General features: G+C 64.3%; 18 protein-coding genes and 2 pseudogenes. 10 read left to right on the forward strand and 10 right to left on the reverse strand.

Annotated features, from left to right (window positions below; translation table 11 throughout):
- Positions 1–29 precede the first annotated feature (29 nt).
- The 3 genes from FJW03_RS27025 to nhaA all read left to right on the forward strand — a co-directional run bounded on the left by FJW03_RS27025 (position 30) and on the right by nhaA (position 3,331).
- Positions 30–1,361 (forward strand): ActS/PrrB/RegB family redox-sensitive histidine kinase, encoded by a 1,332-nt coding sequence (locus FJW03_RS27025; protein WP_140764750.1) that lies wholly within the window; start codon positions 30–32, stop codon positions 1,359–1,361.
- 64 nt (positions 1,362–1,425) lie between these two features.
- Positions 1,426–1,989, forward strand: coding sequence for an ActR/PrrA/RegA family redox response regulator transcription factor (locus FJW03_RS27030; RefSeq protein WP_027032803.1), 564 nt, complete (start codon positions 1,426–1,428; stop codon positions 1,987–1,989).
- Between the two features lie 151 nt (positions 1,990–2,140).
- Entirely contained in the window at positions 2,141–3,331 is a 1,191-nt protein-coding gene (gene nhaA, locus FJW03_RS27035) for a Na+/H+ antiporter NhaA (RefSeq protein ID WP_140764747.1), read from the forward strand.
- A gap of 103 nt (positions 3,332–3,434) precedes the next feature.
- Here nhaA and FJW03_RS27040 read toward each other — a convergent pair.
- Positions 3,435–4,583 (reverse strand): annotated as a pseudogene (locus FJW03_RS27040) (IS4 family transposase); the annotation flags it as partial.
- Positions 4,584–5,137: 554 nt separating this feature from the next.
- Positions 5,138–5,638, reverse strand: a complete 501-nt coding sequence (locus tag FJW03_RS27045; RefSeq protein ID WP_181173342.1) for an MmcB family DNA repair protein — start codon at positions 5,636–5,638, stop codon at positions 5,138–5,140.
- A gap of 513 nt (positions 5,639–6,151) precedes the next feature.
- Between FJW03_RS27045 and FJW03_RS27050 the strand changes: the two genes are divergently transcribed.
- Entirely contained in the window at positions 6,152–6,448 is a 297-nt protein-coding gene (locus tag FJW03_RS27050; protein ID WP_140766730.1) for an immunity 53 family protein, read from the forward strand.
- A gap of 30 nt (positions 6,449–6,478) precedes the next feature.
- Here the strand turns inward: FJW03_RS27050 and cueR are convergent, their stop codons facing one another.
- Positions 6,479–6,898: a Cu(I)-responsive transcriptional regulator gene (gene cueR / locus FJW03_RS27055; RefSeq protein WP_140766731.1), complete on the reverse strand. Its 420-nt coding sequence runs from the start codon at positions 6,896–6,898 to the stop codon at positions 6,479–6,481.
- A gap of 226 nt (positions 6,899–7,124) precedes the next feature.
- Between cueR and FJW03_RS27060 the strand changes: the two genes are divergently transcribed.
- Complete coding sequence (locus FJW03_RS27060; protein WP_140612981.1) at positions 7,125–7,742, forward strand: L,D-transpeptidase; 618 nt, start codon at positions 7,125–7,127, stop codon at positions 7,740–7,742.
- Between the two features lie 169 nt (positions 7,743–7,911).
- On the opposite strand, the gene FJW03_RS27065 is transcribed toward FJW03_RS27060, so the two are convergent.
- The 3 genes from FJW03_RS27065 to trpS form a co-directional block, all read right to left on the reverse strand.
- Positions 7,912–8,481 (reverse strand): NifU family protein, encoded by a 570-nt coding sequence (locus tag FJW03_RS27065; protein WP_140612980.1) that lies wholly within the window; start codon positions 8,479–8,481, stop codon positions 7,912–7,914.
- Between the two features lie 153 nt (positions 8,482–8,634).
- On the reverse strand, positions 8,635–9,126 hold the full coding sequence (locus FJW03_RS27070; RefSeq protein WP_140766732.1) for a universal stress protein: 492 nt from the start codon (positions 9,124–9,126) through the stop codon (positions 8,635–8,637).
- Between the two features lie 169 nt (positions 9,127–9,295).
- Positions 9,296–10,363 (reverse strand): tryptophan--tRNA ligase, encoded by a 1,068-nt coding sequence (gene trpS / locus FJW03_RS27075; protein ID WP_140766733.1) that lies wholly within the window; start codon positions 10,361–10,363, stop codon positions 9,296–9,298.
- Between the two features lie 256 nt (positions 10,364–10,619).
- Between trpS and FJW03_RS27080 the strand changes: the two genes are divergently transcribed.
- Positions 10,620–10,787: a hypothetical protein gene (locus tag FJW03_RS27080; protein WP_181173343.1), complete on the forward strand. Its 168-nt coding sequence runs from the start codon at positions 10,620–10,622 to the stop codon at positions 10,785–10,787.
- Between the two features lie 29 nt (positions 10,788–10,816).
- Here FJW03_RS27080 and murJ read toward each other — a convergent pair whose 3' ends face one another.
- From murJ to FJW03_RS27095, 3 genes and pseudogenes are all read right to left on the reverse strand, one after another.
- The gene (murJ, locus tag FJW03_RS27085) at positions 10,817–12,415 is read right to left on the reverse strand and encodes a murein biosynthesis integral membrane protein MurJ (protein WP_140766734.1); all 1,599 of its coding nucleotides are present in this window, start codon (positions 12,413–12,415) and stop codon (positions 10,817–10,819) included.
- 46 nt (positions 12,416–12,461) lie between these two features.
- Positions 12,462–15,263, reverse strand: a complete 2,802-nt coding sequence (locus FJW03_RS27090) for a [protein-PII] uridylyltransferase (RefSeq protein ID WP_140766735.1) — start codon at positions 15,261–15,263, stop codon at positions 12,462–12,464.
- A gap of 165 nt (positions 15,264–15,428) precedes the next feature.
- Positions 15,429–15,566: pseudogene (locus FJW03_RS27095) on the reverse strand (glycosyltransferase family 25 protein); the annotation flags it as partial.
- A 188-nt stretch (positions 15,567–15,754) separates the two neighbouring features.
- Here FJW03_RS27095 and FJW03_RS27100 point away from each other — a divergent pair.
- The 3 genes from FJW03_RS27100 to FJW03_RS27110 all read left to right on the forward strand — a co-directional run bounded on the left by FJW03_RS27100 (position 15,755) and on the right by FJW03_RS27110 (position 19,651).
- Entirely contained in the window at positions 15,755–18,280 is a 2,526-nt protein-coding gene (locus FJW03_RS27100) for a heavy metal translocating P-type ATPase (RefSeq protein WP_140766736.1), read from the forward strand.
- Positions 18,281–18,323: 43 nt separating this feature from the next.
- Positions 18,324–18,716: a DUF305 domain-containing protein gene (locus FJW03_RS27105; protein WP_140766737.1), complete on the forward strand. Its 393-nt coding sequence runs from the start codon at positions 18,324–18,326 to the stop codon at positions 18,714–18,716.
- A gap of 89 nt (positions 18,717–18,805) precedes the next feature.
- On the forward strand, positions 18,806–19,651 hold the full coding sequence (locus FJW03_RS27110; RefSeq protein WP_140766738.1) for an aldo/keto reductase: 846 nt from the start codon (positions 18,806–18,808) through the stop codon (positions 19,649–19,651).
- Here the strand turns inward: FJW03_RS27110 and mutS are convergent, their stop codons facing one another.
- Positions 19,652–22,417, reverse strand: a complete 2,766-nt coding sequence (mutS, locus tag FJW03_RS27115) for a DNA mismatch repair protein MutS (RefSeq protein WP_140766739.1) — start codon at positions 22,415–22,417, stop codon at positions 19,652–19,654.
- A gap of 359 nt (positions 22,418–22,776) precedes the next feature.
- On the opposite strand from mutS, the gene FJW03_RS27120 reads away from it, so the two are divergent.
- Positions 22,777–25,056: an NADP-dependent malic enzyme gene (locus FJW03_RS27120; protein WP_140766740.1), complete on the forward strand. Its 2,280-nt coding sequence runs from the start codon at positions 22,777–22,779 to the stop codon at positions 25,054–25,056.
- Positions 25,057–25,060 lie beyond the last annotated feature (4 nt).

The raw sequence follows: 25,060 nt of genomic DNA on the forward strand, positions 1-25,060 counted from the left end.
TAGCGTTCCCGGCTCCGCGGTTGTAATTCATGGCGATGATCAACGTTTTGCGCGCACCCGACTTCCAGCAGAGCCAGCGGCTGCGGCTCAACACGCTGATCCGACTGCGCTGGCTGGCTATCGTCGGCCAGAGCGTGACGGTGCTCGTTGTCGCTTATGGTTTGAAGTTCCCATTGCCGGTCAGCCTGTGCTTCGCGCTGATCGCCTGCTCGGCCTGGATGAACCTGTTCCTGGCCTTCCGGTTTCCGGCCGCGCACCGGCTCACCCCGTTGGCCGCTTTCGGCATCCTGATCTTCGACAGCCTGCAGCTTGCCGGCCTGCTCTACATGACCGGCGGCCTGACCAATCCGTTCTCGCTGCTGATGACCGTGCCCGTCGTCATTTCGGCGACGTCGCTGCCCCTGCGCCTGACCGCCATTCTCGGCGGGCTGGTGATGATGGCGGCGACCTTGCTTGTGTTCATCCATCTGCCGTTGCCCTGGTATGAAGGCGCGCCGTTGGTGATGCCCTTCATCTATGTCGCCGGCATGTGGATGGCGGTGCTGTCCTCGATCGCTTTCACGGCCATCTATGCCTTCCGGGTGGCCGCCGAAGCGCGGCTTCTGGCCAATGCGCTTGCCGCCACCGAACTGGTGCTGCAGCGCGAGCAGCATCTCTCGGCGCTCGACGGCCTGGCCGCCGCGGCGGCGCACGAGCTCGGGACACCGCTCGCCACCATCACGCTCGTCGCCAAGGAAATGGAAAAGGCGCTCGGCAAGGATCCGAAATATGGCGATGACGTGAAGCTGCTGCGCTCGCAGAGCGAGCGTTGCCGCGAAATCCTCAAGCGCCTGACCAGCCTGTCGTCCGAGGGTGAGGCGCATCTGTCCCGTCTGCCGCTGACTTCGCTGGTCGAGGAGGTCACCGCGCCGCATCGCGACTTCGGCATCTCGATCAAGCTTCGTCCCGGCGAATGCACCGGGCCGGAGCCGGTCGGGCGCCGCAATCCGGGCGTCATCTACGGCCTCGGCAATCTGGTCGAGAACGCCGTCGATTTTGCCCGCAAGAGCGTCACCGTGCGCTGGAGCTGGGACGAGGCGACCGTCACCTTTTCGATCATCGACGACGGGCCCGGCTTTCCGCCCGAGATCATCGACCGCATCGGCGAGCCTTACATGTCGACGCGCCAGGGCACGGAGGCCGGCGGTGGCCTGGGGCTTGGCCTGTTCATTGCCAAGACGCTGCTCGAACGCTCGGGCGCCGCGCTCGATTTCCGCAATTCGAGCGGCCTGGGCGAGGGCGCGGTGGTGCGGATTTCATGGCCGAGAACCGTCTTCCTGAACCCGGAATCGGCCCCGGCCACCATGTTTGATACCGCGTGAATTGGACAATAGCGGCGCAAAACGATATCTGCGTAAAAATAAGGCAGCAGGAATTTCCAAGACGATGACAGGCGATGAAAATATTGGCGCAATGGTTGAGGGCGAGGACACTTCGCTTCTAATCGTCGACGACGACAAGCCGTTCCTGACCCGCCTGGCCCGCGCCATGGAAACCAGGGGCTTCGTGGTCGAGACCGCCGAGAGCGTCGAGGAGGCGGTGGGCAAGGCGCGCGCCAACCCGCCCGCCTACGCCGTGGTCGACATGCGGCTTGGCGACGGCAACGGCCTCGATGTCGTCGCCGCCATCCGCGAGAAGCGCGAGGATTCCCGTACCATCATCCTGACCGGCTACGGCAACATCGCCACCGCGGTGACAGCGGTGAAACTCGGCGCCGTCGACTATCTGTCGAAGCCGGCCGATGCCGACGATGTCTTTGCCGCGCTGACCCGCACCACCGGTGAGCGCGCCGCGCCCCCCGAAAACCCCATGTCGGCCGACCGTGTCCGCTGGGAGCACATCCAGCGCGTCTACGAAATGTGCGAGCGCAACGTCTCCGAGACCGCGCGCCGGCTAAACATGCACCGCCGCACGCTGCAGCGGATCCTCGCCAAGCGCGCGCCGCGCTGATCGCCGAAGCACGCAGGCAATCGCTTGCGATATTGGTAATTGGCGAAACCATCGATGACAGCGCCCCTCTCCCCGTCACTATACGGGGAGAGGATGCCGGCAGGCAGGTGAGGGGCGGCGCCAACGCTTGGAAAACGATGACGGAGGCGACATGCAGGATTTGAAGCAACGGCCGGTTTCCGTCTTCCGCGAATTTCTCGACAGCGAGGCGGCCGGCGGCATCACTCTGATGGTGGCGGCCGCCCTGGCGCTGATTGTCGCCAATTCGCCGCTTGCCGAGACCTACTTCTCCGTTCTCCACGCCTATCTCGGCCCGCTCAGCGTCTCGCACTGGGTCAATGACGGGCTGATGGCGGTGTTCTTCCTGCTCGTCGGGCTGGAGATCAAACGCGAGATGCTGGACGGCCAGCTTTCGACCTGGCCCAGGCGCGTGCTGCCCGGCATCGCGGCCGCCGGCGGCATGGTGGTTCCTGCCCTTGTCTATGTCGCCGTCAACCGCAACAACGGGCCGGCCTTGTCCGGCTGGGCTATCCCGACCGCCACCGACATCGCCTTCGCGCTCGGCGTGCTGTCGCTTCTCGGCAGCCGGGTGCCGGCCTCGCTGAAGGTCTTCCTCACCGCGCTCGCCATCATCGACGATCTCGGCGCCGTCATCATCATCGCCATATTCTACACCAGCGGCCTGTCGCTGGCCTACCTCGGCGCCGCCTTCGCCGTCATCGCCGCGCTCATCATGCTCAACCGCATGCGGGTGATGACGCTGGCGCCCTATCTCGTGCTTGGCGCCATCCTGTGGGTGCTGGTGCTGAAGTCGGGCGTCCACGCCACGCTCGCCGGCGTGGCCCTGGCGCTCACCATTCCGCTTGAACGCGCCGCCGGGCACGACCTCGAGCATTCGCCCCTGCACCGGCTCGAGCACGGCCTGCACAAGCTCGTGGCATTCATAGTCGTACCGATCTTCGGCTTTGCCAATGCCGGTGTTTCGCTCGCCGGCCTGAGCCTTGGCGCGCTGATCGAGCCGTTGACGCTGGGCGTCGCCGCCGGTCTCGTCGTCGGCAAACTGGTCGGCGTCTTCGGCTCCTCCGCACTTGCCATCCGTCTCGGCCTGGCCGACCTGCCCGGCCATGCCGGCTGGTCGCATATGCTCGGCGTGTCGCTGCTCTGCGGCATCGGCTTCACCATGAGCCTGTTCATCGGCCTGCTCGCCTTCGCCGGCGATGTAACCCTGCAGGACTCCGTCAAGGTCGGCATTCTCGCCGGCTCCTTCATCGCCGCCATCCTCGGCGCGGCGGTGCTTTTGCTGGCGCCGGCGGCGGGAGGGGTGGAAGAGGACGAGGAATAGCGTCCGCGCTTCTGGCAGACGCCGCGCCGCCCCTCATCTGCCTGCCGGCATCTTCTCCCCGTGGAACGGGGCTAGCGTGCGCACACATTTGATTTGGCGGTGGTCAGTATGGGTTTGCAAGGACGAAGCCCTCAACAATGGCGTGGAAGCGTTTGAGGCCGTTGCTGAAGGTGACCGGGCCCGGCGGGCGCTCCTTTGGATAGCCGTTCCAGCCGCCGAGCCGGGCAATGCACCAGGCCGCCCAAGCGAGCGTGTGTGGCGGATGCGGGTTCTTCTGCGTTTGGGTCTTGCCTTCCAGCCTGGCGACCAGCGCGTCCAGAACGGCGATCTCGGCGGGATTGAAGAGGCGTGTGGCCCTGAGGGTCTGGCCGGCCGCGTCGCGCCCGTGCACGAGTTGCATAACCCTGGTGGCCACGATCAGCGCGGTTGCAGCCAGACGTTCGAGTGCATCGCCATCGGCGATGAGGCTTTCCTCCAGATCGATGGCCTGCGACTTCAAGGTCCGGAACAACTGCTCGATGGTCCAGCGCGACCGGTAGAGATCGACGATGGCGATGGCATCGGCGAGTGTCTTGACGGTGTGGGTTGTCAACAGCCGCCAGATCACCGCGTCCTTGGGCGAAGGCGGATCGATCTCGCGCACTTCCACGATATTGAGCCTGACCGCGCGCGGATCGCGGCGGTCGGCCCCAAGGCGCGGCTGGCGCAAGGTGACCTCGGCGAAGCGAACGGCCAGGTGCACCTTGCGTCCCGGCCGGCCGGGACGCGCCTGCAGATCGAAGGCGATGCGGCCGGCTTCCGGCGTCTTGGCTATCTCGCCGAACAAGCGGCCGCCCTCTTCCCCCAGCGCCCGATCGCGCACAGCGCGCATGAGCACATGCGTGCGCTCGTCAGGCAGCCTTGCCAGCACCTCGTAGATGTCGGCCTCGCGGTCGCCGATCACGGTGAGGAGCGGCGTGTCGGTCAGCGCCTGGCGGGCCGCCGTGGCGGTGGCGATCCATTTGTAGCTTTCCTTGGCTTCGATCGGCAGGGCCTGGTAGTCGTCCGCCTTCTGCCCCCGGCGCCGCCAGATCGTGGCCGCCGCAAGGCCCAGCACCGACCCGTCGCCGGCATCCACGGCCAGAGCCGGGTGTACGAACAGCCCGATATCCTTGCCGTTGCCGACACATCCGAGGCCGCGCTTGCGCGAGGCCTTGGCCTGATAGTTGATCTCGCTGCTGTCCTCGATGATCAGCACATGACGGCCGGCCGCCGCCTTGGCCCGTTTGCGCCGCCGCCGTGCGCACGATCTCCTGCACCGTCACGTTGGGATTGCCAAACAGCCGCGTGAACGCAACCTGTTCCGCGCGTGTATCGGCCAGCCGACGCATGCCCGCGCTGATGCGCATGCACATGCGCTCCAGCACCATGCTCCCCTTTTTTGCAAGCGCAGGTCGCCGAAGTATCCAAGCAGCGGTGCCATCGTCGAAATCTCCCGAATCAACAATGGCAGCTACAGAATCACACACGATTCCAACCCTTCAAGCCCCATCTGCCGCCCGGCCAATACGTCCCTTGACACCCCTCCGAAGCAGATGTGTGCGCACGCTAGCCCCGTGGAACGGGGAGAAGGGACACTGCCGCCGCTTGGCGCTTCTTTTGCAAATGCTGAAAACTGGCGAAATCCGCGATGAAAGCATCCTTCTCCCCGTCACTATACGGGGAGTTGAGAAGTGGTCCGCGCAGCGGACGAAAAGCCAATTGCTTGGCTTTTCGAACGACGAACGCCGGCAAAGGCGACCACACGTCGCCAGCTTTCGATGGCAGCTACTCGCTCTCCCCCTCCAGCACCGGCACGGACACACCGGCCAGTTCGGCCGCCAGCAGCCGCGAGGCACCGGCGCGCGCAATGCGCAGCATCAGCGCCTTGCGCGTTGCCGCCGCCATGCGGTGCTCCGGCGCATCGCGCAGGATTTCGGCGCCGTAGCCATCGGAGAGGATGAAGCCGCACTCTTCCGGAAAGATGTCCGCCGGCACGCCGGGATGGGTGGCGAAGAAGAAGCGGTCGGAATGCAGCCGATAGTCGGGCCATTTGCGGTCGACCCGGAAATCCTCGATCGAGGATTTGATCTCGATGATCCAGACATCGCCCTGGCGCGTCAGCGCCACGAGATCGGCGCGCCGGCCCGTGGCCAGCGACAGTTCCGGCAGCACATGCGCGCCCATCTGCATCAACAGCCGCTGCACGCCGCGCCGCACCAGCATGGCGCGCTCGGACTGGCGACCGTCGATGAGAGGGTTGAGGGGAATCGGCGAAATGATCGGCATGGCCGGCACCATGCCAGATTTTGTTCACGGTTTGAACCGGGTTATCGAGGGCGATTGTATACTTGACAAACCCAGCCTCCCCAGCCTTTTATGTTACAGCATAACAGAAGACAGAGAACCGAACGGCCCGCCCTTCCACAAGGCGGGCCGTTTGCGTTATCACTTCGGTTCCTACTTGGGGAAGGGGGACTAAATGCCACTTGTCGACGCGATACTATTAATCGCCGTAATACCCGCAGGCATGGGATTTGTCGTTTGCTTATTCCTGCGACAGAGATTCCGGATCAGACCGGTTACGCTCATGCGCATATTCGCTCTAGTCATGGCTATGATGGGTTTATTGGATATTCGGTTAGCGGAGGCTGTCGGCGGGAAGATTAATCGGCCGCAAGCTACTTCGACCCAGCCCCAAACTACGCGATGAATTCGGCATCCTTGCCGGTAATATCCTTCACCGTCTTCAAAAGCGTACGCCTTCTTCCCATGCCGCTGCCGTTTCGCTAGTTTGACCGGATGGACGTTCTGGATTGGTTGGCCCGCTGGTATGAAGCCCAATGCGATGGTGTTTGGGAGCATCGGTTTGGTCCTTCGATCAGCACCATCGATAATCCCGGCTGGTCCTTGAAAATCGACCTTGTGGGGACGGACTGCGACGGGCGTACTCTTGATCCGATCACGCACAATCGCGGGCATCCAACCGACTGGTGGACATGCTGGACGAAGGACAACGTGTTTGAGGGGGCTGGCGGCCCGCTCCATCTGCGTTCGCTTCTGGAGGCTTTCCGAGATTGGGCGACGAATGTCCGCTGAACTCTCCGAGCCCAATCGCCTTCCTTGGACCTATTGACGTCCGACGGCGGTCGGTTCGCGTTCCACCGCCCCCGCCATATCATCCAGGATCGGGCAGTCCGGCCGCTCGTCGCCATGGCAGGCGTGGATCAGTTTCTGCAGGGTCGAGCGCATCGACTGCAATTCGCGTACCTTCTCCTCGATCGCCGTGACATGGGCGGCGGCGATCTCGCGCACGTCGTGGCTGGCGCGGCCGCGATCCTGGTAGAGCGCCATCAACTGGCGGCAATCGTCGATGGAAAAGCCGAGATTGCGCGCGCGACGCAGGAAGGCCAGCCGGTGGATGTCGTCGCCGGAATAGTCGCGATAGCCATTGGCGGCGCGCGCGGGCGCGATCAGGCCGATCTCCTCATAGTAACGGATGGTCTTGGCCGGCAGGCCTGAACGGTGGGCGGCGTCGCCGACATTCATGGCGGGTTCCTCGTTTTTGCGGGCTTCTCGATTTGGGCTCTTTGAATTTCCTTCACAATCCGGTGAAGGCTGTTGCCGAAATGCCATAGTGATATGCTTACCAGCGCGTAGGTCCCCGCATATAGGCATCGCGTGCTTGGCAAGCAAAGCAAATGCCAGCATGAATGATGGCGAGAAAGCGGCCGACTCGTGCTGCTGACGTTTGGGCGGGGCACCGGATCACCTCATGCGCATGAAGTCGCTTGCAATATTTGCCGCATTGGCGCTGTCTACCGCTATCGCCGGTTGCAGCACCATCGGCGGACAGATCTTCTCCAACGACTATGGCGCGGTGACCGATGCTGGTTATCAACTGCCGCGCATCCCGATCGAAAGGGTGCCGAGGCAGTTCCACCGGCAGGAAGTGAACTACGACACCAAGGAAAAGCCCGGCACGATCATCGTCGATACGCAGAACAAGTTCCTCTATTTCGTCGAGGGCGACGGCCGCGCGATCCGCTACGGCATCGGCGTTGGCCGCGAGGGCTTCGAGTGGCATGGCACGGCCCATATCGCCATCAAGCGCGAATGGCCGACCTGGACGCCGCCGTCACAGATGATCAAGCGTCAGCCGGAGCTCGCCAAATTCGCCGGCGGCATGGAGCCGGGCCTGAAGAACCCGCTCGGCGCGCGCGCCATGTATCTGTTCAACAAGGGCGGTGACATGGGTTACCGCCTGCACGGCAGCCCGGAATGGAACTCGATCGGCAAGGCCATGTCGTCTGGCTGCATCCGGCTGATGAACCAGGACATCATCGATCTCTATGACCGCGCCTCGGTCGGCGCCAAGGTCATCGTGATATAGGCCATGCCCGTCAGGGCTTGGCCAAACGGCAAACAAGTTTCGTACGCGGACCGTCTAGGCAACAACGGACGTACCAAACAGAAAACCGGGCAATTCGGCCCGGTTTTTTGTTATTCGCGAACGGGATGTTCAGGCCCGCCCGTAGACCGACAGGCGGCGAGCGGAAGAATCAGGCGACCTGTTCGACCTGCTGCACTTCGGGCACGAAATGGCGAAGCAGGTTCTGGATGCCGTGCTTCAGCGTCGCCGTCGATGACGGGCAACCGGCGCAGGCGCCCTTCATGTGCAGGAACACCGTGCCGTTCTCGAAGCCGCGGAAGGTGATGTCGCCGCCATCCTGCGCCACCGCCGGGCGCACTCTTGTGTCGAGCAGTTCCTTGATGGTGATGACGAGTTCCTCGTCCGCCTTGTCGTAGAATTCGCCGGTCTGGCTGGTCTCGGCGGCCGGGCCGGTCTTGGTCATGACCGGCGCGCCGGACATGAAATGCTCCATGATGGCGCCCAGGATCGCTGGCTTCAGGTGCTGCCAGTCGGGGCCGTCCTTGGTCACGGTGATGAAGTCGTAGCCGAAGAAGACGCCGGTGACGCCGGGGATTTCGAACAGCCGGCCGGCCAGCGGCGAGGCGGTCGCCGCGCTGTCGGCATCGCGGAAATCGGCGGTGCCTTCGAGCAGAACTTCCTTGCCAGGCAGGAATTTCAGCGTCGCCGGGTTTGGCGTCGATTCGGTCTGGATGAACATGGCCGTCTCCGTGCCCAGTCAGGGCAGACAGTTTGGAATAATTCTAAATAGGCTCTATCGGCTGGACATTCAAGCCAAACGCATCGCCCGAACGGCTGGCTGGCGGAATGTTTTGCCAAGGATCTGGCTGGGGAATTGAATCCCGGGCGGATCTCAGGCGAGGCTGTCGATCTCCTCGTCGGACAGGCTCTGCGGCACGACGGTGACCGGAATGGGGAAGGCGGCGCCTTTGCCGGCCACCGCGCCGACCAGCGGCCCCGGTCCTTCCTTGCCAGCGCCGGCCGCCAGCACCAGGATGGCGATGTCTTGGTCTTCCTCGATCAGCTTGTGGATCTCTTCCGTCGGCTTGCCTTCGCGAACCACCATCTCCGGTTCGATGCCGAGCTTCTGGCGCACCTTGTTGGCATAGCCGTCGAGGGCCGCGCGCGCCGTGGCGATCGCCTCTTCGCGCATGATCTTCTCGACGCCCAGCCAGTGCTGGAAATCGTCCGGTACAATGACATAGAGCAGCACCAGCGTGCCGCCGGTGTTCTGCGCCCGCTTCGAGGCGTAGGCGACGGCGCGCTCGCATTCCGGCGTGTCGTCGATGATCGTCAGGAATTTCCGGCGATGACCGGCTTCGCGGCTGAGGCGTTTGGAGACCATGTCTATCTACTCGGTGTCTTTTCCACCGCAATCTGCCACCGCAGCAGACCGGCGGCAAGCCGCCAGTCTTAGGCCAGGATGCCTTAGGCCAGGATGCCTTAGGCCAGGATGTCTTAGACCAGGATGTCTTAGGCCAATATGTCTTGCGCCATCATGGTGAAGATAGGGATCAGCCCTGCAGCAGCCCAATGATATCGCGCACCGTCTTCATCGTCGTTTCGGCGAGCGTGCCGGCGCGCTCGCCGCCGTCCCTCAGCACCGCGTCGATATAGGCGCGGTCACCTTGGATGCGGCGCATCTCGCTCGCGATCGGGGCCAACTTCTCCACAGCGAGGTCGGCGAGCGCCGGCTTGAACACGGAAAACTGCTGGCCGCCGAATTCCTTCAGCACGTGGGCCTTCGATATCTCGGCGAGACCCGCATAGATGCCGACAAGGTTTTCCGCCTCGGGACGGTTCTCCAGCCCGTCGACTTCACCAGGCAAGGCTTCCGGATCGGTCTTGGCCTTGCGGATCTTCTTCGAGATGGTGTCGGCATCGTCCGTCAGGTTGATGCGCGACAGGTCCGACGGGTCCGACTTCGACATCTTCTTCGATCCGTCACGCAGGCTCATGATGCGCGCCGCCGGCCCACCGATGACCGGTTCCGTGATCGGAAAGAAGCCGTTCACCGTCTCCTCGCCCACCTGCATCTCGACGCCGACGCCAAGCCTGGCGATGCGGTCCGAAAAGTCGTTGTTGAATTTCTGCGCGATGTCGCGGGTCAGCTCCAGGTGCTGCTTCTGGTCTTCGCCGACCGGCACATGGGTGGCGCGGTAGAGCAGGATGTCGGCAGCCATCAGCGAGGGATAGGCGAGCAGACCTAGCGAAGCGTTCTCGCGGTCCTTTCCGGCCTTGTCCTTGAACTGCGTCATCTTGTTCATCCAGCCGATGCGCGCGACGCAATTGAAGATCCAGGCGAGCTCGGCGTGCTGCATCACCCGCGACTGGTTGAAGACGATGTGTTTCTTCGAATCGATACCGGAGGCAAGAAAGGCGGCGGTGATCGATCGCGTCTGATCGGCAAGATCATCATGGACGAGCTGCGCGGTCAGCGAATGCAGGTCGACGACGCAGTAGATGCAATCGGACGTGTCCTGCAGGGCGACGAATTTCTTGATGGCGCCCAGATAATTGCCGAGGTGCAGATTGCCGGTCGGCTGGACACCGGAGAAGACGAGTGGCTTGAAAGCGGACATGTTTTTCCTCGGGGCTTGTGGAGGGCCGTATCAGCGTGATTCCGAAAAGTTGCAGACCTTTCGGAGCCAATCACGCGGCTGGAAACCGCGCGCGGCGAAAGTCTTGCGACGGCGCGCTTATGGACGAGAGCGCGCGGAGGATCAAGAGGCTGTTCGGGGATAGCGGCAGTCAGGCGGCGCCGACATGCTCATGTATGATACCACGATGTATGATATCAGAGGATCTGCCCTGCATATGATCTTGATGAGAAAATAGATGCCGGCCACCGTCAACAACGAGGAAGGTTTGAAGGGCCGGCGCGACCGTGAGACGCCGCTGGAGATAGCCGCGCGGCTTCGGGCCGAATTCGGGATGGAACTTAGCAAACAGGCACACGTGCCGCTCCCGCGCTCGGTCTACGACGAATTGTCCGGCGAAGATTGATGGTTGCCGACGGGATCGCCGCGCTGAGCTTACCGATCTGGTGACTGTTCCTTAGGCGCTGGCGATCCCTTGCGCTTCACGTTGCGCCGGATCATGCCGAAATCGGCACCGCCGGTGGCAAACGCCGTGACGAAGTAGAGAGCCGCACCGCCGCCCACCAGCGCCAGGATGGTCGTCGCCTTGACCACCAGCGGCGAACCCGGGCCAATCCTGGCGGCCAGCCAATGTTCGGCGAGATAGAGCGCTGCGCCCATCACCACCGCCGACAGCACTAGCCGGGGAATGCGCTTCAGAAGCGGCACGTCGCGGCCCCAATGACCGCGCCGGATCAGCATGCCAAGCAGCATCAGGGCGTTGACCCAGCCGGCCACGGCCGAAGCCACGGCAATGCCGGGCGCGCCCATCGTGGGAGACAGCGTGAGCGCGGTGGCAACGTTCACCGCCACCGAAATGGCGGCGAAGATCATCGGCGTGCGCGTGTCCTCACGCGCGAAATAGCCTGGGGTGAAGGCCTTGATCAGCACGAAGGCCGGCAGGCCGAGCCCGAAGATCGCCAGGATCGCCGCCACCGTCGGCGTCGAGTGATTGGCTGCGAAGGCGCCACGTTCGTACACCAGCCGCACGATCGGTTCCGACATCACCCACAATGCTGCCGCCGCCGGCAGGGTCATGAACAGGGTGAACTCGACGGAACGGTTCTGCAAGTTGGCCGCCTCGATCAGATTGCCTGATTTCAGCGCCCGCGACAGTTCGGGCAACAGCACGATCGCCACCGCCACGCCGACGACGCCAAGCGGCAGCTGGTAGATGCGGTCGGCGTAGGCAAGCGAGGACACCGCGCTGTTCTGCGCCGAGGCGATCGCCGTTCCGATCAACTGGTTGATCTGGGTGATGCCGCCGGTGATCGCCGCCGGCAGCGCCAGGATCAGCAGCCGCTTGACATTGGGCGTCATCTTCGGCCGGCGGAAACCGATCGCGATGCCAGCATTGCGTACCGCGACCCAGACGATGGCGAGTTGCACGATGCCGGCCGCCAGCACGCCCCAGGACAGGCCGAAGCCGACGGCGCGCGCATCCAGGCCGCGGTACCACGCATAGCCAAGCACGCTGATCAGGATGATGTTCAGGAAAGCGGGCGCGATGGCAGCCGCGAAATAGCGGCGCAGCGAATTCAGCATGCCGGCCATCATGGCGGCGAGCGACATGCAGATCAGGTAGGGGAACATGATCGTCGCCAGCGTGACGGTCGTCTCGAACTTGCCCGGCGTCTCGGCAAAGCCCGGCGCCACCAGATAGCGCACGATCAGCGGCATCGCCAGTTCCATGGCGATCGTCAGCGCCAGCAGCGCCGTGAACAGCACGCCGAACACTTCCTCGGAGAAGCGCTTGGCGCCATCGGTGCCGTGGGTCTCGATCTCCTTGGCGAACAGCGGCACGAAGGCTGCGTTGAAGGCACCCTCGGCGAACAGCCGGCGGAAGGTGTTGGGAAACTGGAAGGCGGCGTTGAAGGCATCAGCGACCGGCCCGGTGCCGAGTGCGGCCGCCATCAGCATCTCGCGGCCGAAGCCGAGTGCGCGGCTCATCAGCGTGCCGGAAGCGACCGTGGCGAATTTCTTGACGAGGCTCATGCGTTCCAAGACTGCTTGTGGGATTGGGACAAGATGATGATGGCAGTCACTCGGCGGCCGCCTTGGCCTTGCCGCCGCGTTCGGGCGCAGTGCCTTCGAGCGTCGCCATCAGCCGGTTGCGGATGGTGGCGATGCGGGCCGGGCTGTCGATCTTCTGGCCGGTGAGGTCGGTGACATAGAAAGTGTCAATGACCTTCTCGCCGAAAGTGGTGATATGCGCCGATGCGATGTCGAGCGACAGGTTGGACAGCGTCCCGGTGATCTCCGACAGCAGGCCCGGGCGGTCGAGTCCTTCGACCTCGACGACCGAAAAACGGTTCGACAGCGCGTTGCGGATTTCGGCGCGCGGCGGGATCTTGAACACCTTGGCGCCGCGCTTCGGCTTCGTCCGCTTCTCGATCATCTCCGGCAGCCAGCTCTTGCCTGACAGCACGTCCTCGATCAGCCGGCCGACGCGCTCGGCGCGCCGGCGCTCGTCCTCGTCAAGGTCGAACTCCCTCGAGATCAGGATCGAGTCCAGCGCGCGCCCGTCGGAAGTGGTGAATATCTGCGCGTCGACGATATTGCCGCCGGCGGCGGCACAAGCGCCTGCGATCACCGAAAGCAGGCGCGGATGGTCCTGCGCCAGCACCGTGATCTCGGTCACCGCCTCGAATTCATGTGTCTTGACCATGGTGGCGAGCTTCTTGCCAGCGGCGTCCGCCTCGCGAACGAATTCCGCGTGGCGAAGCTGGTCCGGCAGGTCGACGGTCAAAAGGTAGTTTTCGTAATGCTGGGCGACATAGCGCTTGCGCTCCTTCGCCGGCCAGCCGGCCAACGCCTCGGCCAGCCGCTCGCGCGCCGCCGTCGTGCGCTCGGCGCGCGACACTTCCGAAAAGCCGCCGGTCAGGAGCAGTTCGGTCTCAAAATAGAGCGTGCGCAGCAACTGTCCCTTCCAGCCGTTCCAGACGCCTGGTCCGACGCCCCTGATGTCGCAGACGGTGAGGATCAAAAGCAGCTTCAACCGCTCGACCGATTGCACGATCGAGGCGAAATCCTCGATGGTCTTGCGGTCGTTGAGATCGCGAGTCTGCGCCGTCATCGACATGGCGAGATGATTCTCGACCAGCCAGGCGACCGTTTCGGTGTCGGCCGGCGACAGCCCCATATGCGGGCAGATGCGCCGCGCGATCCTGGCGCCGGCCTCGGAGTGATCTTCCGGCCTGCCTTTGGCGATGTCATGCAGCAGCACGGCGACATAGAGCGCTTCGCGGCTCTTCTTCAGCCCCGGCATCAGCGAATGCGATAGCGGATGCACCTTCTCGCCGTCGCCGCGTTCGATCTCGGCAAGCACGCCGATGCAGCGGATCAGGTGCTCGTCGACCGTGTAGTGGTGGTACATCGAGAACTGCATCATGGCGACGATCTTGCCGAAGTCGGGGATCAGCCTGCCCAGCAGCCCCGCCTCGTTCATGCGCCGCAGGTTGAGTTCGGCATTGCGGTCCGACGTCAATATGTCGAGGAACAGCCGGTTGGCTTCCTCATCGCGCCTGAGCGACTTGTTGACCAGGCCGAGCGAGCGGGTCAGCAGTTTCAGCGCATCGGGGTGGAATTCCAGCCCGTGCTTGTCGGCGAACCAGAACAGCCTGAGCAGATTGACCGGATCGCGCTCGAACACGGTGTCGTCGGCGATGTTGATGCGGTGGTTGTCGACGATGAAGTCCGAGGTGCCGGCGAGCTTGCGCTTGCGGCGCTGGAAGGTGAGGAAGATGCGGTTGAAGCCAGGCACATGCTTGGCCTGCTCTTCCTCGAGCGCGGCGCAGAAGATGCGGGTCAGGTCACCGACATCCTTGGCGACGAGGAAGTAGTGCTTCATGAAGCGCTCGACCGCCGACAGGCCGGGATGGGTGGTGTAGCCGAGCCGCTCGGCGATCTCGCGCTGGACGTCGAAATGCAGCCGTTCCTCGGCCTTGCCGGTGAGGAAATGCATGTGGCAGCGCACCGCCCACAGGAAATCCTCGGCCTTGTGGAACTCACGGTACTCAGCTTCGGTGAAGACGCCTTTCTCGACCAGTTCCTCGCCGGTGCGCACGCGGTAGAAATACTTGCCGATCCAGAACAGCGTCTGCAGGTCGCGCAGGCCGCCCTTGCCGTCCTTGACGTTGGGCTCGACCAGATAGCGGCTTTCGCCGGCCTTGGCATGGCGCTCGTCCCGCTCGGCGAGTTTGGCCTGCACATATTCCGGGCCGGTCGTGCGCACCAACTCGTGGTCGAAGCGCAGCATCAGTTCGTCGTAGAGCTTGCGTTCGCCCCACAGGAAGCGCGCTTCCAGGATCGAGGTGCGGATGGTGATGTCGGTGCGCGAAAGCCTCAGGCACTCGTCGATGTTGCGGGTGGCATGGCCGACCTTCAGCCCGAGATCCCACAGCATGTAGAGCATGTATTCGACGGTCTGTTCGCCCCAGGGCGTCTGCTTGTAGGGCAGCAGGAACAACAGGTCGATGTCGGATCCCGGCGCCAGCGTGCCGCGGCCATAGCCGCCGACGGCGACGACGGCCATGCGTTCGGCCGCCGACCGGTTCTTCACACGGTAGACATGGGTCGCCGCGAAATCGTAGAGCGCCCGGATCAGCTCATCCATCAGGTGCGACAAGCGCTCGGCGCAGGCATTGCCGCCGCCATCCTGCCTCAGCATGGCCTCGGCTGTTCTGCGGCCTTCGGCGAGCCGACCCTTGAGAAGCTGGAGAACGCCGGCGCGGACGGCCGGTCCGGAGCCGTCGCCGGCCGTGGCCGTCGTCAGGGCGGTCATCTCGCGGCGCAAGGCGTCGCCGTCGATCAGTTCATCGAGCTTCAGGGAGATTTTCGCCATAGGTACCGGTCGGCCTTGCCTTTTGGGCGGCGTCTATAGCGCGTTTTCGCGGCGCTGGGTATGGGGCCGGCCGAGAGCCCGGAAAGCGGCTTAGTCCGTTGCGTCGATCGGATCGAGGGGCACGACAATAGGTCGCCGGAATCTGCAGAAGTCGGCGATCCATCGCTGAAGCACCAGGTCCGGGTGCTCGCGGGCATCGGTTCCGGCTATTCGCTCGAAGGTGATGCCGATGCGGGCAAACTCGGCCGTGATGTGGGCAAGCCGGTCAGGAGACCGATCAAGATTGATGACCAGGCATTTCATTGTCGACGGGATCGGGGTCATGGTTGGAAGGACCCGCCTGTATTAGCACACGCTGCGCCAAGAAATGTCGGCTTTTTCTGGGTGAACCGCCGGTCGGACCCGAAATACGAAAAATCAAAAAGCCCTTGACCTTCCAGTTACTGGAAGCACTACCTCGGCTCCGAGGCAGAGGCATAGAGGCATTTTCGATGACGCATTCAGACCATGATCATCACGGCGATCACCACACACATGGCGCGCATGGCAGCTGTTGCGCGCCGAAAGGCGCGGCCGTGGATGCGGGTGCCGTCCTGCGCGATCCGGTCTGTGGCATGACCGTGGATCCGGCCGCCGGCAAGCCGACATCAGAACATGGTGGCCATCTCTATCATTTCTGCAGCGAGCGCTGCCGTACGAAATTCCAGACCGGAGCGGAACAATACCTGACGGCCATCGACCCCGTCTGCGGCATGAGCGTCGACCGCGCCAGCGCCAGGCACTTTGTCCGCCATGAAGGCCAGGGTTTCTATTTCTGTTCCGCCGGCTGCAAGGCGAAGTTCGAAGCCGTACCGCAGACCTATCTCGGCGAGAGACCGGAGCCGCCGCTTGCGCCCAAGGGCACGCAATACACGTGCCCGATGCATCCCGAGATCATCCGCGACAAGCCCGGCTCCTGCCCGATCTGCGGCATGGCGCTGGAGCCAATGGGGGTACCATCAGGCGATGAGGGGCCAAATCCCGAGCTGATCGATTTCACCAGGCGGTTCTGGGCGAGCGCGGCCCTGTCGGTCCCGCTTCTGATCATCGCCATGGCGCCAATGGCCGGCCTGTCGCTCGAACGCCTGGTCGCGGATCGCACAAAGGTCTGGATCGAACTGGTCCTGGCAAGCCCGGTGGTGCTTTGGGCCGCCTTTCCCTTCTTCCATCGTGGCTGGGAGTCGATCCTCAACCGCAGCCCGAACATGTGGACGCTGATTTCGCTCGGCGTAGGCGCTGCCTATCTCTACAGCGTCGTCGCCACGCTTTTCCCCGACATCTTTCCGCATCAGTTCCGCGGCCATGGCGGTGCGGTGCCGGTCTATTTCGAGGCCGCCGCCGTGATTGTCGCGCTGGTCTTCCTCGGCCAGGTGCTGGAACTGCGCGCCCGCGAGAAGACCGGATCGGCGATCCGCGCCCTGCTTGATCTCGCGCCGAAGACCGCGCGGCATATCGCCGGGGACGGTTCCGAGACCGATGTGCCACTGGACAGCGTCAAGGCCGGCGATCGCCTGCGCATCCGTCCCGGCGATGCCGTGCCGGTCGATGGCACCGTGCTGGAAGGCCGCTCTTCCATCGACGAATCCATGATCACGGGCGAGCCGTTGCCGGTCGAAAAGGCCGAGGGCGATGCCCTCACCGGCGGCACGCTCAACAGACAAGGCTCGCTGATCATGCGCGCCGAACGGATCGGCGCCGAGACCACGCTCGCGCGCATCGTCGAGCTCGTCGTCAAGGCACAGCGCTCGCGCGCGCCGATACAAGGATTAGCCGACCGCGTTTCCTTCTACTTCGTCCCGGCCGTTGTCCTCGTCGCGATCGCCGCGTTCATCGCCTGGGCGCTCTTCGGCCCCGAGCCCAGCCTGATCTTCGCCATTGTCTCGGCGGTCTCGGTGCTGATCATCGCCTGTCCTTGTGCGCTCGGCCTCGCCACGCCGATGTCGATCATGACCGCTACCGGGCGCGGAGCGCAGGCCGGCGTGCTGATCAAGGAAGCCGCAGCGCTCGAACGCTTTGCCTCCGTCGACACGCTGATCGTCGACAAGACCGGCACGCTGACCGAGGGCCGGCCGAAACTGACCGACGTCGTGGCCGCCAATGGCTTTTCCGAGGATGACCTTTTGGGTCTCGCCGCGAGCCTGGAGAAGGGGTCCGAACATCCGTTGGCCGAGGCTATCGTGGAAGGCGCGGCGGCGCGCGGTGTTGCCGTCACCAGCGCCACAGGCTTCGAGGCGGTCACGGGCAAGGGCGTTTCCGGTACCGTGTCGGGCAAGGCTGTCGCGCTCGGCAACGCCGCGATGATGCGCGACCTCAGCGTCGCCGTTTCCGCCGTCTCGGCCAGCGCGGAAGCGCTGCAGGGCGATGGCAAGACGGTGATGTTCGTCGCCGTTGGCGGCAATCTCGCCGGCATCGTCGCCGTCGCCGATCCGGTCAAGGCGACCAGCGCCGAAGCGATCAAGGCCCTGCATGACAGCGGGCTGAGGATTATCATGGCCACCGGCGACAATGAACGCACGGCCAGGGCGATCGCCAGGAGCCTCGGCATCGACGAGGTTCGCGCCGGCCTGTTGCCGGAACAGAAAGCGGCCCTCGTCGACGAACTGCGCGGCAGGGGCGCCGGCGTGGCCATGGCAGGCGACGGCGTCAACGACGCTCCAGCCCTTGCCGCCGCCGATGTCGGCATCGCCATGGGCACCGGCGCCGATGTCGCGGTCGAAAGCGCTGGCATCACCCTGGTCAAGGGCGACCTCAACGGCATCGTCCGCGCCCGCACGCTGGCGCGGGAGACCATCGGCAACATCCGGCAGAACCTGTTCTTCGCCTTCCTCTACAATTTGCTTGGCGTCCCAGTCGCGGCCGGCGTGCTCTATCCGCTCACCGGCACGCTTTTGTCGCCGATGCTGGCGGCGGCGGCGATGAGCCTGTCCTCCGTCTCGGTCATCGCCAACGCATTGCGGCTGAGAACGTTGAAACTCTGACCCAAAGCCCCAAATACGAAACTCACTCAACAGGAGACCATGAATGACGTTGGCCAAGAAACTGGTGCTTTTGCTGATGGCGGCCGGAATGCTGCTTGCCGTCTTCCTCGAAAGCGTTCCGGCGAGCAGTGAAGAGATGAAACACGACATGGCCGGCATGGCGACCGATGCCGCCAGCCCTTCGACCGAGGGCTACAAGGCCGCGATGGACAAGATGCATGCCGGCATGATGGCGTCGCAATACACCGGCAATGCCGATGTCGATTTCGTCCGTGGCATGATCCCGCATCACCAGGGTGCGATCGACATGGCCAAGGTCGAGCTTGCCAACGGCAAGGACCCGGAGATCCGCAAACTCGCCGAAGCGGTCATTGCCGCGCAGGAAGCCGAGATCAAGCAGATGCAGCACTGGCTCGCCGCCCGTCCGGTGAAGTAGGCCTTCGGGCATCGTGGGGCTATGGCGAGAACGCTCTGGATTTCTCGCCCGGCCTGTGATGCGATCCTGGCCCTCAACTGGAGGTCGTCATGCCATCGAGCGTCAGAACCACCACGCTGCCTTCCGGCGAAGCCATACCCGTTCTCGGCCAGGGCACTTGGAAGATGGGCGAGGATTCGCGCCGTCGCGCTGAGGAGGTGAATGCCCTCAAGCTGGGCTTCGATCTCGGCGTCACGCTGATCGACACCGCCGAAATGTATGCCAGCGGCGGCGCCGAGGCGGTGGTGGCCGAGGCCATTGCCGGGCACCGCGCCGAAGTTTTCCTGGTCTCGAAAGTGCTGCCGTCGAACGCGTCGCGCGCGGGCGTGCAGCGCGCCTGCGAGAACAGCCTGAGGCGCCTGCGCACCGACCATATCGATCTCTATTTGCTGCATTGGCCGGGCAGCGTACCGTTGGCGGAGACGGTCGAAGCCTTCGAGGCTTTGAAGAAGGCCGGCAAGATCCGCCATTGGGGCGTCAGCAATTTCGATACCGACGAGATGGAGGAATTGGTCGGTCTGCCGACAGGCGATGGGGTCCAGACCAACCAGGTTCTCTACAACCTCTCGCGGCGCGGCCTCGAGTTCGATCTGGCACCGTGGAGCCGCGAGCGCGGCATTCCCCTGATGGCCTATTCGCCGGTGGAGCAGGGCGCACTGGCGCGCAATGCCAGGCTCGACACGGTCGCCGCCCGCCACAACGCGACCGCCGCACAGATCGCCTTGGCCTGGGTGATGCACCAGGAGGGCGTCATCGCCATCCCCAAGGCAAGCAGCCAGGAGCATGTCCGCCAGAATTTCGCGGCGCTCGACATCGAGCTCACGAGCGAGGATATCGCCGATCTCGACCGCGCCTTTCCGCCGCCGACCCGCAAGCGCGGGCTGGAGATGATCTGACTATTTTCCCGCCAGCCCCTTCAGCCGGTAAAGCGCCTCCAGCGCCTCGCGGGGCGTCATCTCGTCCGGGTTGATGGTTCCAAGGGCCTCGCCCAGCGCGTCGCTCTTCACCGGCTTCGATGCTTCGCGTTTCACCGCCACCGAAAACAGCGGCAGGTCGTCGACCAGCCGGTTGGTCTTGCCGGAGACCTCGCCTTCCTCCAACTGGTGCAGCACTTGCTTGGCCCGGTCGACCACCGCTTCCGGCAGGCCGGCGAGCCGCGCTACCTGCACGCCGTAGGAGCGATCGGCCGCACCCTTGCCGACCTCGTGCAGGAAGACGACGTCGCCTTCCCACTCCTTGACCCGCATGGTGACGTTTTGAAGCCGCGCCAGCTTGCCGGCGAGCGACGTCATCTCATGGAAATGGGTGGCGAAGATTGCCCGGCAGCGGTTCTTCTCGTGAAGGTATTCCACCGCCGCCCAGGCGATCGACAGGCCGTCGAAAGTGGCGGTGCCGCGACCGATCTCGTCGAGGATCACCAATGCCCGCTCGCCGGCCTGGTTGAGGATCGCCGCCGTCTCGACCATCTCGACCATGAAGGTCGAACGGCCGCGCGCCAGATCGTCCGAAGCGCCGACGCGCGAGAACAGCCGGTCGACGACACCGATATGGGCCGATGCCGCCGGCACGAAGGAACCGGTCTGGGCCAGGATCGCGATCAGCGCGTTCTGCCGCAGGAACGTCGACTTACCACCCATGTTCGGGCCGGTCAGCAGCCAGATCGCGCCGTTCTTGGCACTCCCCTCGGGCGAGAGGTCGCAATCATTGGCGACGAACGGGCCTTCGCCCGAACGGCGCAACGCCTGTTCGACCACCGGATGCCGGCCGCCTGAAATCTCGAAGGCAAGGCTGGAGTCCACCACGGGCCGGGACCAGGCCTCGCTTTCCGAAAGCAGCGCCAGTGCCGCCGACACGTCGAGCACGGCGAGCGCGTCGGCGCCGGCGCGGATCGCCTCGGCTTCGGCGACGGCTTCCGCCGTCAGCGCGTCGAAGGTCGCAAGTTCGATGCTCAGCGCCCGGTCGGCGGCATTGGCGATCTTGGTCTCGAGTTCGGCGAGTTCCGTCGTGGTGAAGCGCATGGCGTTGGCCATCGTCTGCCGGTGAATGAAGCGCGCTTTGGCGCCATCGCTGCCGGTCATGACGGCATGATGGTTGGCCGTCACCTCGATGTAGTAGCCCAGCACATTGTTGTGCCGGATTTTCAGCGAGCGGATGCCGGTCTCGTCAATCAGCGAGCGCTCCAGCCCGGCGATCACCTTGCGGGACTCGTCGCGCAGCGCCCGCATCTCGTCGAGTTCGGCATGGTAGCCGCCGCGAACGAAACCTCCGTCGCGTTTCAGGAGCGGCAGCTCCTCGCCGAGCGCCTGCGTCAGATGCCGGGCAAGCGCTTCGGGGAGTGCCTTGATGGCAGCCAGCACCGCCGCCAATTCCTGGGGCAGGACGGTGGCGGCAAAGATTTCGGCGATCGCGCCGGCCGCCTGGAAGCCGGCGCGCAATGCGCCGAGGTCGCGCGGCCCGCCACGATTGAGCGCCAGCCTTGACAGGGCGCGCGGCATGTCGGCGACGCTCTTCAGGCTCGCCCTAACCGCTTGGCAAAGCCGCGTTTCGGACCGGAAGAACGACACCGAATCCAGCCGTGCGACGATCGCCGCCGGGTCGGTCAGCGGCGCCATCAGCCGGTCTGCGAGCAGCCTCGCGCCACCACCAGTCACCGTGCGGTCGATCGCCTTGAACAGGGAACCTTCGCGGCTCCCCGACAGCGTGCGTAAAAGCTCCAGATTGCCGCGCGTCGCAGGATCGATGAACAGGGTCGAGCCCTGTTCCTCGCGCTCGGGCCGCGACAATGGCGGGCGCTCAGCTTTCTGCGTCTTCTCGACATAGGCGATGGTGCCCGAGATCGCCGACAATTCGGCCCGCGAAAACGTGCCGAAACTGTCCGGTGTCGCCACGTCGAAGAAGCGTGCGATGCGGCCGGTGGCGGAGGCCGAATCGAACAGCGACGGCGGCTGCGGGTTGGCGACCCGGCCGAGCAGGTCGAACACGGGCTTCAGCTCGGGATCGTGGAACACCGGCTCGGCGACGATCAGCTCGCGCGGATCGACACGGAAGATGTCGGCGAGCAGACGGTCGGCGGTGGTCTCGGCGACGCGGAAGGCGCCGGTCGAGATGTCGATCCAGGCCAAGGCGAAGCTTCCTTGGTTCGCTGTCGTGCTACCGCGCTCTCCGCCTCTTGGATCCGCGCCGCCCTTCACCCGTCCGAGCGCCATCAGGAAGCTTGATTCCGAAGGCGCCAGCAATTTGTCCTCGGTGATCGTGCCCGGCGTCACCAGCCGCACCACGTCGCGGCGCACCACCGATTTGGAGCCGCGCTTCTTGGCTTCGGCCGGATCCTCGATCTGTTCGCAGACGGCGACGCGAAAACCCTGGCCGATCAGCTTCTGCAGATAATCGTCGGCGGCATGCACCGGCACGCCGCACATCGGTATGTCGTGGCCCTGGTGCTTGCCGCGCTTGGTCAACACGATGCCCAGCGCCCGGCTCGCTTTCTCGGCATCGTCGAAGAACAGCTCGTAGAAATCGCCCATGCGATAGAACAGCAGTGAATCCGGGTTCGCCGCCTTGATCTCGATGAACTGCTCCATCATCGGCGTGACAGCGGCGCCGGGCTGCGGCGGCGTCATCACCTCGGGGGCGTCGGGCTCGTTCGGGCTATGCATGTTCATGGCGCGGCACGCTAGCAGATGTGATGGCCGGGTTTAATGCCGGGGCTTCGAAAAGCAGGGGAAGACTGCGTTGCCTATCGGTCGGCTCTGAGGCAACGGCCGGGCAGCAGCGAATCCGCCATATTCCCAATGGCTGTTCCCCGGGGCCGGAACCCTACGCACTGGGCAACCCTGCGCCAGCATGCCCTGAGATCGCGGCGTTCAGGACGACACAAGAACGGTCGTGACCAGCCTTGCACGCCTTGAAGCAGCTTTGCCGAGCTTGGCGGTTTACACGAGCCGGCGCGTGGTCTTAATTCGGAACCACACAAGCACCCGCTTCAAGGAGGTGCTGCACCGGCGAGGAAATCAAAAGCATCATGGCCAGGAAAACCGAGAACAACGGTCCGTCCGTCAGCGCGCAGGAAGCGCTCGAATTCCATGCCATGGGCCGGCCCGGCAAGCTCGAGATCGTCGCCACCAAGCCGATGACGACGCAGCGCGATCTCAGCCTCGCCTATTCGCCGGGTGTCGCCGTGCCGGTGCGCGCCATCGCCGAGGACCCCAGCCGCGCCTTCGACTACACGACACGCGGCAATATGGTCGCCGTCATCTCCAACGGCACCGCCATCCTCGGCCTCGGCAATCTCGGCGCGCTGGCGTCGAAGCCGGTGATGGAAGGCAAGGCGGTGCTGTTCAAGCGCTTCGCCGACGTCGATTCCATCGATCTCGAGGTCGACACCGAGGATGCCGACGAGTTCGTCAACTGCGTGCGCCTCCTCGGCCCCTCCTTCGGTGGCATCAACCTGGAAGACATCAAGGCGCCGGAATGCTTCATCATCGAGCAGCGCCTGCGCGAACTGATGGACATCCCGGTCTTCCACGACGACCAGCACGGCACCGCCATCATCTCGGCCGCCGGCCTCATCAACGCGCTGGAAATCACCGGCCGCGACATGAAGACCACCAGGCTGGTGTGCAATGGCGCGGGTGCGGCCGGCATCGCCTGCATCGAGCTGATGAAGGCGATGGGCTTCGCGCCGGATAACATCATCCTTTGCGACACCAAGGGCGTCGTCTTCCAGGGCCGCACCGAAGGCATGAACCAGTGGAAGTCGGCGCATGCGGTCAAAACCGAGGCCCGCAGCCTGGCCGAAGCGCTCGACGGTGCCGACGTCTTCCTCGGTCTGTCGGCCAAGGGCGCGCTGACCACAGCCATGGTGCAGTCGATGGCCAAGAACCCGGTCATCTTCGCCATGGCCAATCCGGACCCCGAGATCACGCCGGAAGAAGTGGCCGAGATCCGCACCGACGCCATCATGGCCACCGGGCGTTCGGACTATCCGAACCAGGTCAACAACGTGCTCGGCTTCCCCTATATCTTCCGCGGCGCACTGGATGTGCGGGCCACCACCATCAATGACGACATGAAGATCGCCGCGGCCCGCGCGCTCGCCGAACTGGCGCGCCAGGACGTGCCGGACGACGTCGCCGCTGCCTATCAGGGCAACCGGCCGAAATTCGGCCCCAACTACATCATTCCGGTGCCGTTCGATCCGCGCCTGATCTCGGCCATTCCGATTGCCGTGGCCAAGGCGGCGATGGAGTCCGGAGTCGCCCGCAAGCCGATCCTCGACCTCGACCGTTACGCGCAGGAGTTGTCCGCCCGCCGCGATCCGATCGCTTCGACCCTGCAGCGCATCTACGACCGCGTGCGCCGCCAGCCCAAGCGCATCGTCTTCGCCGAGGGCGAGGAGGAGCAGGTGATGCGCGCCGCCGTCTCCTATGTGAACCAGAGGCTCGGCACCGCCATCCTGCTTGGCCGCGACGATGTTATCAAGGAGAACGCCAGGAACGCCGGCATCGACCTCAACAAGCAGGGCCTCGAGATCATCAATGCCCGGCTGTCGCGCCGCAATTCGATCTACACCGACTATCTCTACGAGCGCATGCAGCGCAAAGGTTTCCTGTTCCGCGACTGCCAGCGGCTGATCAACAACGACCGCAACCACTTCGCCGCCTGCATGGTGGCGCTGGGCGATGCCGACGGCATCGTCACCGGCGTGACCCGCAACTATTCCACCGCGCTCGACGACGTGCGCCGCGTCATCGATGCCAAGCCCGGCCATCGTGTCATCGGCGTGTCGATCGTGCTGGCGCGCGGCAGGACGGTGATCGTCGCCGATACAGCCGTGCATGACATGCCCAACGCCGAGCAGATCGCCGATATCGCCGAGGAAGCGGCTGGCTTTGCCCGCCGCATGGGCTATGAGCCGCGGCTGGCCATGCTTGCCTATTCCACCTTCGGCCATCCGCAGGGAGAGCGTTCCGAGCGTATCCAGGAAGCGGTGCGCATCCTCGACAGGCGCCGCGTCGATTTCGAGTATGACGGCGAGATGGCCGCCGATGTCGCGCTGAACGCCCGCGCCATGGCGCAATACCCGTTCATGAGGCTGACCGGCCCGGCCAATGTGCTGATCATGCCTGCCTTCCACTCCGCCTCGATCTCGACCAAGATGCTGCAGGAACTCGGCGGCTCGACGGTGATCGGTCCGCTGCTGGTCGGCCTGAACAAACCGGTCCAGATCGTGTCCCTGAACGCCAAGGACTCAGACATCGTCAACATGGCGGCGATCGCGGCTTATACGGCGGGGACTTGAGAAA

This window comes from Mesorhizobium sp. B4-1-4 (assembly GCF_006439395.2).
Taxonomy (GTDB): Bacteria; Pseudomonadota; Alphaproteobacteria; order Rhizobiales; family Rhizobiaceae; genus Mesorhizobium.

Excerpts from the sequence above, each read along its gene's own strand:
- FJW03_RS27100 (WP_140766736.1), top strand. The coding sequence starts at position 15,755 with ATGACGCATTCAGACCATGATCATCACGGCGATCACCACACACATGGC.
- FJW03_RS27045 (WP_181173342.1), bottom strand. The coding sequence starts at position 5,638 with ATGCCGATCATTTCGCCGATTCCCCTCAACCCTCTCATCGACGGTCGC.
- trpS (WP_140766733.1), bottom strand. The coding sequence starts at position 10,363 with ATGTCCGCTTTCAAGCCACTCGTCTTCTCCGGTGTCCAGCCGACCGGC.
- FJW03_RS27025 (WP_140764750.1), top strand. The coding sequence starts at position 30 with ATGGCGATGATCAACGTTTTGCGCGCACCCGACTTCCAGCAGAGCCAG.
- cueR (WP_140766731.1), bottom strand. The coding sequence starts at position 6,898 with ATGAATGTCGGCGACGCCGCCCACCGTTCAGGCCTGCCGGCCAAGACC.
- FJW03_RS27050 (WP_140766730.1), top strand. The coding sequence starts at position 6,152 with ATGGACGTTCTGGATTGGTTGGCCCGCTGGTATGAAGCCCAATGCGAT.
- nhaA (WP_140764747.1), top strand. The coding sequence starts at position 2,141 with ATGCAGGATTTGAAGCAACGGCCGGTTTCCGTCTTCCGCGAATTTCTC.
- FJW03_RS27030 (WP_027032803.1), top strand. The coding sequence starts at position 1,426 with ATGACAGGCGATGAAAATATTGGCGCAATGGTTGAGGGCGAGGACACT.
- FJW03_RS27080 (WP_181173343.1), top strand. The coding sequence starts at position 10,620 with ATGCCGGCCACCGTCAACAACGAGGAAGGTTTGAAGGGCCGGCGCGAC.
- FJW03_RS27070 (WP_140766732.1), bottom strand. The coding sequence starts at position 9,126 with ATGGTCTCCAAACGCCTCAGCCGCGAAGCCGGTCATCGCCGGAAATTC.
- FJW03_RS27110 (WP_140766738.1), top strand. The coding sequence starts at position 18,806 with ATGCCATCGAGCGTCAGAACCACCACGCTGCCTTCCGGCGAAGCCATA.
- FJW03_RS27120 (WP_140766740.1), top strand. The coding sequence starts at position 22,777 with ATGGCCAGGAAAACCGAGAACAACGGTCCGTCCGTCAGCGCGCAGGAA.
- FJW03_RS27105 (WP_140766737.1), top strand. The coding sequence starts at position 18,324 with ATGACGTTGGCCAAGAAACTGGTGCTTTTGCTGATGGCGGCCGGAATG.
- FJW03_RS27090 (WP_140766735.1), bottom strand. The coding sequence starts at position 15,263 with ATGGCGAAAATCTCCCTGAAGCTCGATGAACTGATCGACGGCGACGCC.
- mutS (WP_140766739.1), bottom strand. The coding sequence starts at position 22,417 with ATGAACATGCATAGCCCGAACGAGCCCGACGCCCCCGAGGTGATGACG.
- FJW03_RS27065 (WP_140612980.1), bottom strand. The coding sequence starts at position 8,481 with ATGTTCATCCAGACCGAATCGACGCCAAACCCGGCGACGCTGAAATTC.
- FJW03_RS27060 (WP_140612981.1), top strand. The coding sequence starts at position 7,125 with ATGCGCATGAAGTCGCTTGCAATATTTGCCGCATTGGCGCTGTCTACC.
- murJ (WP_140766734.1), bottom strand. The coding sequence starts at position 12,415 with ATGAGCCTCGTCAAGAAATTCGCCACGGTCGCTTCCGGCACGCTGATG.